Raw genomic sequence first — 8,437 nt, forward strand, 5'->3', positions numbered from 1 at the left:
GGGGCAAATCAGTAATGGGGAGGAGGCGTTTCGTCCTCCTCTTTTCGGATGTTTGAGGAAGACACTTCCTTGAGCTGTGTGTTCAGTTGCTTTTTCGCTTGCCAGAGCTCCCGGATATCCAGCTCCTGACGGGCCAACTGCTCACTCAAGGTGTGGATGACGTCGTCCTGGAATGCCAGCCGGGTTTCCAGTTCGTCCAGCCTTGCCTGTAGATCTTTCTCGCTCATGTAGTCATGCCGCTTGGTCAGCGCTCCCTGTTATCTGGTATCATGCCGCTTTTGCCCGCCAGGGGATTTTCGGGGCATATTCTGTGCCTCACGGAATCCTGGCGGTTTTCACCGACCGGAGACCCGATTTTACCCGATATCCGGTTCTTTATCGTTAGCGTTTGATTAATGGAGAAACTTCAGTCCATGCAAAACCCAGCAAAAGCGATCGTTCTTGCTCTCCTGGTCGCCATTCCGTCACCGTTTATCCTCGGCTTTCTGTTGGTGACTTTCACCCCGGAGCTCTTCCAGATTCTGTCACAGTCCCACACCAGTGAACTGGCAACCAATACCACGTTTGTACTGGGCAGCGCCCAGGGCATTGCGGCCTATATCATTGCGGTTGTTCTTTTTGGCCTGGCAGGCTTCGTAACGGTAGCCCTGGCAGCCAAGAAACCATCAGAACTGAAACAGCAGGCCCCTCACGCCAGCGCCGCACCCCGAAAAGCACCACAGCGCCAGCAGTCGCAACCGGATTATGACGACGAGGATGATTTCGACGACACCACGCCTGAAGGCAATGAAGAAGGCACGGTGAAGTGGTTCAACGTCAAGAAAGGCTTCGGTTTTATTGTTCGTGACAGTGGTGATGAGGTCTTCGTTCACTTCCGTGCAATTCGTGGCCGTGGCCGCCGTGTTCTGCGCCAGGGCCAGCTGGTCCGGTTCAGTGTTGTGGAAGCCGATAAAGGCCTGCAGGCAGACAACGTGTCCATCCTCAGCGACGACTGAACTGAAAGGCTCTTCAGTACGAAGAAGAAGGGGCAGCCACTGGCTGCCCCTTTTTTGTCTTTCGGGTGTTGATCAGTTCCAGACCGCCAGCTGTTCGCCCCGCTGGTCAAGACGCCACCATCGCTCGTCTTCTACCGGCTCACCTTCCTTCCAGTCGCCGGGGCTACAGCGAATTTCGGCATCCATGGCTCGCCACGCACTGCGCGCGCAGTCCAGGTCTGCACTCCACGGGAGATCTTCCCCTTCCAGAATCACCGACGTAAACCTTTTACCACCGGCTCCCGGATACAGCGTAATCCGTACCCGGTGCCCCCGATACCAGGCTGTTCCTTTCACCGCCTTGTCGCCCAGCGGTTCATCTGCCAACTCGATTTCATCAAGATGATCGGCCAGCCAACCCGATACCGCTGCTGACTCAAGGTCACGAATATAGATTTCGAGATCCCGCACCCTCTTTTTCTCCTGCCGTCTGTTCACAATGGACAATATAGTGAACCGGCCCGGGACGCGCTGCAACCCAGCGCTCCAGTTCATGGCGAAGGTCTTCAACCTTCAGTGTGCGAAGTGTTCCCTCAGCCTTGCGTTCGTGCCACGCAACCTCTGCCGCAGCGCGCTCAATGGCGATACTTTCCAGGGACCGTTCCAGGCCTTCCAGCGGTTGCTGCCGCGCCATTGCCACCAGCGCCTGGCGCCTGAGTGTGTCAGTCGTTCCCGCCAGGGCAAGCCCCTCGACTGAGCCACGCTCTGCAAAAAGCTTGAGCCTGGCAGCGGCACGCTCCACCCACTGGAGCATGCCCCCGGGAGAAGCCACCAGCCGGCTTCTGCTTGACGCGACGTACCGGATGAGTGCCGGGGATACCTCTATGTTCCAGTAGCGTTCGATGGCAGGCTGGTGGGCGGTGAGAATCGCGGCTTTCTGCGGGGGACTGACGGCCGGCATGTTGAAAATCTCAAAGTCCCTTCCCAGGAGGCGCTCCAGGTGCTCGATGGCTTCACCAATGCCGGGTGAATCCGGCCCCAGCATGATGACGGGGCCCGGATAGCCGGTCACCAGCCCACTGGCCAGACTATGATCCGACACCATCATCGCAGCCAGATCAACCGGTGAAATGTTATCCAGAACCAGGGCCGGATACACTCTACGGTCGCCACCACTGGCGGGCATTGTCGGGCTATCACTGGCCATCACTTCGGCCTCGTTGCGCAGATCGAGCCTGACATAGCCGGACTCCAGAAACGGCAGCAGTGCCTGCAGCCAGCTGGTTTTACCGCTACCCCTCACTCCCCGGACCCACACCAGTGCTCCGGGAACCGAAGCCAGGGTAATGGCAACATCTTCAGCCAGTGCCAGCCATTCAAGGTCAGTAACCACAACGGGGGAATCCGCGGGAACCGCTGTTTCGGTATCCTGGTGCAGGTTTTCATCGGTCGCGGGCCAACGGCTCACCAGCTCCAGCACCGCAACGTAGGCTTTTTCCTGCAGTCTCTCGGCATTGCGTGTTAATACCGATAGCAGCATCGGCCAGTCCAGCCAGGCAGCATCGCTCAATTCACGGGCGCAGGAGAACCAGTACATCAGTTGTGAGGAGAGCAGCCCCTCTCCTCCGACTTCCGTCACGATAGGCTGCTCACACTGGATGGTACGGGTCAGTTCGTCCAGGTCGACGCCGCAGCTGCGCAGGAAGTTGCAGATCACCAGCTCGCCGTCCAACAGCGCCAGCAGGAAATCCTCCACGGTAATGGCATAGCCACCGCGCTGGGCGACGCTGTCACGTGCCCGTTGCAGTGCGGTTTGACAGAGGGGGCTCAGGCATCCTTGCCAGTCTTCCATTCACATCTCCTTGTGGTGATAAAAGGCATCATCCTGATGCCGTGTTATTCAATCCGGTCACACCCTGTTGTAGGTGTCTTCGAAACGCACGATGTCATCTTCACCGAGGTAGCTGCCGGTCTGCACTTCAATCAGTTCCAGCGGTATCACCCCCGGATTGGTCAGCCTGTGAGTAACACCAAGTGGTATGTAGGTGGACTGGTCTTCAGTCAGCAACAATACCTCATCACCGCGATTGACCGTTGCCGTTCCCTTGACCACCACCCAGTGCTCGGCACGGTGGTGGTGCTTCTGCAGCGACAGTGAGGCGCCGGATTTGACGGTAATGCGCTTGACCTGGAAACGCTCACCCATGGCAATGCCCTCATAGGTTCCCCACGGGCGATGAACCTTCTTGTGGAACCGATGTTCGTGACGGCCCTGGGCCTTCACCTGGGCAACCAGCTTTTTCACATCCTGCACCCGGTTACGGTCTGCGACCAGTACCACATCGTCGGTTTCGACAATAACGTGATCGGTAATACCCAATGCAGCAATCAGACGGCCTTCGGAGTGAATGTAAGAGCCCGAAACGTCCTCGGTGATGACATCCCCCCGGCACACATTGTTATTCTCATTGTGCGGCTGGATTTCCCATAGCGCAGACCAGGACCCAACATCAGACCAGCCCGCGTCCAGAGGAACCACCACCGCATCACGGGTTTTTTCCATCACTGCGTAGTCAATTGAATCGTCCGGGCAGGTTTTGAAAGCCTCACTTCCCACACGGGTGAAATCCATGTCCGCATTGCGCTCTTTCCAGGCAGCGCGGCAGGCTTTGAGTATACCGGGTTGCTGGCTTTCCAGTTCCTGCAGGTAACGATCGGCCCGGAACAGGAACATACCGCTGTTCCAGAAATAGTCGCCCTCCTCCAGGTACCGGCGAGCTGTTTGTTGGTCCGGCTTTTCCACGAACGCAGCGACATCGTTGAAGCCGTCGTGGGCCTGGCCTGCCTTGATATAGCCGTAACCGGTGTGTGGTGCGCTGGGCACGATGCCGAACGTGACCAGTTTTCCCGCCCGGGCCGCCTCTGCGCCCTGGCTGACGGCCTGACGAAAGACGTCCTGATTCTTCAGCACGTGATCCGATGGCATCACCAGCAGTAATTCCTCGGGATTTTCCTCGGCCGCCGCCAGGGCTGCCAGGGCAATTGCCGGTGCGGTGTTCCGGCCTACCGGCTCCAGAATGATGCCGGCAGTGCGTTCTGGCGCCTGGGCCTGCAGGTGCGCGGCCACAACGAATCGATGTTCTTCGTTGGTGATCGCCATCACCCTGGCTTTGTCATCGAGAGCCAGCCCACGGTCAATGGTTTCCGCCAACAGGGTTTCATCAGACACCACCGGCAGAAACTGCTTGGGATAGGCTTCACGGGATAGCGGCCATAGACGGGTGCCGGAACCACCTGAAAGAATCACTGCAAGCATGGGTCGTCCTTGTCTTGAATTTGCGCGAATTTTACCCCAAATATCGCCGGCTTGTCCCGCCGGCCGTGATTAAAGCGGTTTCACCTTGGGTACGACTACCAGGTACCGGTATTCTCCATGCTTGCCCACGGCTCCTTCGGCGGCAGGGATTCGCCCTTCTGGAGCAGTTCGATGGAAATGCCATCCGGTGAGCGAATAAAAGCCATATGGCCATCCCTGGGTGGGCGGTTGATGGTAACGCCGTTGTCCTGAAGTTGGCTACAGAGCCCGTAGATGTCGTCCACCCGATAGGCCAGGTGCCCGAAATTGCGGCCACCGGTGTACTCTTCCGGGTCCCAGTTATAAGTCAGCTCAATCATCGGAGCCTTGTCTTCCCGGGCCCGCGCCTCGTCATCCGGGGCGGCAAGAAACACCAGCGTGAACCGGCCCTTCTCACTGCTCTTGCGGCTGATTTCGACCATGCCGAGCAGGTCGCAGAAAAAGTGCAGGGTCTGATCAAGGTTGCTGACCCGGATCATCGTGTGAAGATACTGCATATTGCTTCTCCTGTTGGGTTATGCTGCCACCATGAGCCAACGTCCTGAAACTACAGCCCATCTTAGGTACCACGTGCCAGCGGTGCGTCACCTGGCGTGGATGTGCCATGCTCCCCAGCTTATCAGCTCTCCCATGGGATTTGTTCCGGAAAAATATCGGCCTGAAGATGCAGAGGAACGGCTGGAAGCCTGGGATCATAACCCGGGTGCCGGCCCTGCCGTGTTGACGGAGCAGCCTGCCCGCAGGCTCGGGCACTATTTCGAGCGCCTGTACGAATGCCTGATAGAAAACCTGCTCGGTTGGGAGATCCTGCTCAAGAACCAACCCGTCAGAAGTAATGGGCTTACCCTGGGAGAACTGGATTTTGTGGTTCGCAATCCTGCCGACAATTCCGTCGAGCACCACGAAATAGCCGTGAAGTTCTATCTTGGTTACCCCGAGGCAGACCAGGATACGGTGCTGTGGTACGGGCCCAATTCAAAAGATCGTCTGGATATCAAAACCCGGCGCCTCGTTGGCCATCAGAGCCAGATGACGCAAAGACCCGAAGCCCGCAACCTTCTGACCTCACTGGGCATTGAGACACCAGCCCGGCCAAGGGTGTTCATGCCCGGGTATCTTTTCTATCCACTGGGGAAAACGCTGGCGCGGCCTGCGGACGTTCCGCCTGACCACCTGCGCGGCGGCTGGCTCTACCTTCACCAACTGGACGATATGATCGACAGACCGGCCAGATGGGTACCGCTGGTCAAGCCGCACTGGCTCGGCCCCTGGCGCCAGCCGCAGGCACCCGACTTCCGGAAAACGAAGGAGGCGCTGGAGGATGTCCGTTCAGCCGGCGTTCCTCGCCTGTTCGCTGCGCTGGAACAATCCCCGGTGGATGGCTTCTGGCAGGAAACATCGCGGCTGTTCGTGGTGCCTGAGGCCTGGCCAGCAACCTCTGGCCGGCGCTAATCAGTGCATGCCTAGACGACTTCCAGCTCCACCCGGTTCCGGCCAAGTTCCTTGCTGCGGTAGAGCGCCCTATCGGCCCGGTTGATCGCGGAATTCAGGTCGTCGTCACCCCGAAATTCGCTGACACCGGCACTGATGGTGATATCGATCGAATCCCCGTTGGGAGCCAACCAGTCATGTGCCAGGAGTGCCTGTCGAACCCGCTCCGCGCTGGCCTGGGCCCTGTGTAGCCCGGTGTCTGGAAGTACGGCAAGAAACTCTTCCCCGCCCCAACGGGCGGTGAGATCCTGGGTCCGGAACTGCGCCCTGATAATATCGGCGACATCTTCAAGCACGCGGTCACCGGTTTCGTGGCCGTGCTCGTCATTAATGGCTTTGAAATGGTCAATGTCCAGCACGAGAAACGCCACCGGATGCCCGTTACGCTGAAAACGGGCCAGTTCCTTTTCCACCAGATAGGTCATATGGCGACGATTGAAGAGACCGGTCAACGAATCCGTTGTTGCCATCCGTCGAAGTTTCCTGTTTGCCGAAGTCACCATAGTGAGATAGAAAAAAGAGAGATAACTGAACATGGCGAACACCACGCTCAGGTTGAACAGGAAGACGCCAAGCAAGGCGCCGGGCGCAATGGGCTGCAGGGGTTCGATAAACCACATCAGCAGGTACAAAGCGACGTAATAGCCCCACAGCCCGGCCAGGGCAACGACTGCGCCCTGCAATCGCATACTGACGAACAACGCGGGAATGAAAATCAGCAGGTAATAGTGAAAGCCACTGTCCCAGCCGATGAGTACAACACCGAGCCCGGCATGAATGATGACTTCCGACCAGATCAGGGTAATGGCCAGGCCGTTCTGTTTCCTGCCCAGCGCCCGGTACGCCACGACATACATGGTAACGCTGAGCACGTTGACCCAGGCCAGGATAGGGGACCCAAGCAGATGGAAGAGAAAGAAAAAGGCAACATCCACCGTGGCCGCAATCTGACAACAGCGTTTCGCTACCTGCCAGAACTGCGGGCGACGCTCCCTGATTGGCTCCCCTGCAAACATGGAACTGGCCTGATTCATAAAAATGGCGAGTTGCGGGATGAATAACCACAGGTTACGCCGAAAACCATGATTTCGCTTACCGCAATCGTAAAAAACTGAAAATTTTTGCAACCGGTGGCCGCCCGGGGCCTGTTGGCAATGTCCGTTTAAATTTTAGCAGGCCCTGTGTAACCGCCGGTAACGGACACCTGCACAGTTGTAAAGCGGAACATGCCTGCTACTCTTTGAATATTAACGTTTTATGATACCTGTTCACGGGGGATTGTTGTTTCGTACCGGAAGGTTTGCCGTCGTCCCCCAATCTGGATGAAAAAATGTGCGTGCAAGCACAGCATAAACACAAACGGTCCACGACTCGGTTCCGCAGGCTGTTTTTCAGCGCAGTGGCCGCCTGTGCCTTCTCCGTAGATTCACACTCAGATGAAACGGACTCAGACATCAGGCTGACTTCCGGCCACTGGCCCCCGTATATGGAAAACACCCCACCCGAATTGGGTGTGATTCCACAGGCAGTGACACTTGCATTCGGCAAACAAGACATTTCCGTAACTTACGGCTTTTTTCCCTGGTCCCGGGCCCTGATGCTGGCCGAACAAGGCCTCTGGGATGGTTCAGTCGCCTGGACCTGCCGCCCGGCAATGCTGGGGCAGTTCTACTTCAGCGACCCCATCGTGGCTCACAATTACGTACTGTTCCACCGTGAACACATGGACTTTGACTGGGAAAAACTGGAGGACCTGGAAAATTACCGACTGGGCCTGACCCAGGACTACAATTACGGTAAAGAATTCGAGGAAGCCGTTGCCTCCGGGGCCATCAGCGCGGACAAGACAACATCCGATGAAACCAACTTCCGCAAACTGGCCGCAGGCCGGATCGATCTCTTTCCCATGGAGCAGGCCGTCGGCATGGAAATGCTAAGGCGCCTGGAACTGGAGGACAGAATTTCCTTCCACGCCAGACCTCTGCAATCAGACTACCTCTATCTGATCCTGTCCCGGCGACTACCCGAGAGTGAACAGTTTCTGAGGCAGTTCAACGAAGGCCTGGATGAGCTGCGGGAATCAGGCCGACTGGAGGAGTTGCTTGCCAACTCCCTGCCGTATCTGCCAGCCAGTTATCTGATTGTTGAGGATGAGAAATCGAGGTGCACGGAGTAGAGACATCGACGTTTCCGCCAGTTCATGAGCGTTCACGTTTGTGCCGAGATCAACATAAGGACCTTTGGCTTTTCCGGGGGCCGGGATTGTTGGCCAGCCCCACTTCCCGGCGAGCCACCTGAATTGATCCTGATGCCGGGCCCCGCCAGTGTGATCCCACTCGGGTCCAGCTTCAGCAGGCTGCTGCCAGCCGAGATGGTGAGTTCCGCGCCGGCGTCCAGCACCACTTTGGCGCCGGCCTTGTGGTGAACTTCCGTGCCAGCTTCGCTGAGTGTGCCCTTGCCGGATTTCTGGTGGAGGGTGCCGCCGATGTTCTGGCTGAAGTCGCCCCCGACGGACTCACGCTTCTCACCATCCACCGTGCAGTGATCGTTGCCCTTGATGTGACTGAAACTGTTGTTCTCCACCGTTCGGTGGCTGTCGTTTTTGATGGTTTCGGTG

Annotated in this window: 10 protein-coding genes; 3 read left to right on the forward strand and 7 right to left on the reverse strand. The window is 57.5% G+C overall.

Annotated elements, in window-relative coordinates:
• Window positions 1–8: 8 nt before the first annotated feature.
• Window positions 9–227, reverse strand: a complete 219-nt coding sequence (locus tag ACESMB_RS09570; protein ID WP_372926755.1) for a SlyX family protein — start codon at window positions 225–227, stop codon at window positions 9–11.
• A 186-nt stretch (window positions 228–413) separates the two neighbouring features.
• Here ACESMB_RS09570 and ACESMB_RS09575 point away from each other — a divergent pair, with 186 nt between their 5' ends.
• Window positions 414–995: a cold-shock protein gene (locus ACESMB_RS09575; protein ID WP_372926754.1), complete on the forward strand. Its 582-nt coding sequence runs from the start codon at window positions 414–416 to the stop codon at window positions 993–995.
• A gap of 72 nt (window positions 996–1,067) precedes the next feature.
• On the opposite strand, the gene ACESMB_RS09580 is transcribed toward ACESMB_RS09575, so the two are convergent.
• The 4 genes from ACESMB_RS09580 to ACESMB_RS09600 form a co-directional block, all read right to left on the reverse strand.
• A complete protein-coding gene (locus ACESMB_RS09580; RefSeq protein ID WP_372926774.1) occupies window positions 1,068–1,445 on the reverse strand; it encodes a hypothetical protein in 378 nt (125 codons plus the stop codon).
• The gene (locus ACESMB_RS09585; RefSeq protein ID WP_372927511.1) at window positions 1,417–2,826 is read right to left on the reverse strand and encodes a hypothetical protein; all 1,410 of its coding nucleotides are present in this window, start codon (window positions 2,824–2,826) and stop codon (window positions 1,417–1,419) included. Before ACESMB_RS09585 ends, ACESMB_RS09580 begins: the two co-directional genes overlap by 29 nt.
• A 57-nt stretch (window positions 2,827–2,883) precedes the next feature.
• The gene (locus tag ACESMB_RS09595; protein ID WP_372971407.1) at window positions 2,884–4,290 is read right to left on the reverse strand and encodes a mannose-1-phosphate guanylyltransferase/mannose-6-phosphate isomerase; all 1,407 of its coding nucleotides are present in this window, start codon (window positions 4,288–4,290) and stop codon (window positions 2,884–2,886) included.
• A gap of 95 nt (window positions 4,291–4,385) precedes the next feature.
• Complete coding sequence (locus ACESMB_RS09600) at window positions 4,386–4,826, reverse strand: VOC family protein (protein ID WP_372927509.1); 441 nt, start codon at window positions 4,824–4,826, stop codon at window positions 4,386–4,388.
• A 31-nt stretch (window positions 4,827–4,857) separates the two neighbouring features.
• On the opposite strand from ACESMB_RS09600, the gene ACESMB_RS09605 reads away from it, so the two are divergent.
• Window positions 4,858–5,781, forward strand: a complete 924-nt coding sequence (locus ACESMB_RS09605; protein WP_372971408.1) for a DUF1853 family protein — start codon at window positions 4,858–4,860, stop codon at window positions 5,779–5,781.
• Between the two features lie 11 nt (window positions 5,782–5,792).
• Here the strand turns inward: ACESMB_RS09605 and ACESMB_RS09610 are convergent, their stop codons facing one another.
• Window positions 5,793–6,836, reverse strand: coding sequence for a GGDEF domain-containing protein (locus ACESMB_RS09610; protein WP_372971409.1), 1,044 nt, complete (start codon window positions 6,834–6,836; stop codon window positions 5,793–5,795).
• Between the two features lie 470 nt (window positions 6,837–7,306).
• Here ACESMB_RS09610 and ACESMB_RS09615 point away from each other — a divergent pair, with 470 nt between their 5' ends.
• Entirely contained in the window at window positions 7,307–7,996 is a 690-nt protein-coding gene (locus tag ACESMB_RS09615) for a substrate-binding periplasmic protein (RefSeq protein WP_372971410.1), read from the forward strand.
• 32 nt (window positions 7,997–8,028) lie between these two features.
• Here ACESMB_RS09615 and ACESMB_RS09620 read toward each other — a convergent pair.
• Window positions 8,029–8,437: bacteriophage T4 gp5 trimerisation domain-containing protein (locus tag ACESMB_RS09620; RefSeq protein WP_411288752.1), on the reverse strand; the 409-nt coding region annotated here is incomplete at its 5' end.

The organism is Marinobacter sp. (assembly GCF_041686475.1).
Classification (GTDB): Bacteria; Pseudomonadota; Gammaproteobacteria; order Pseudomonadales; family Oleiphilaceae; genus Marinobacter.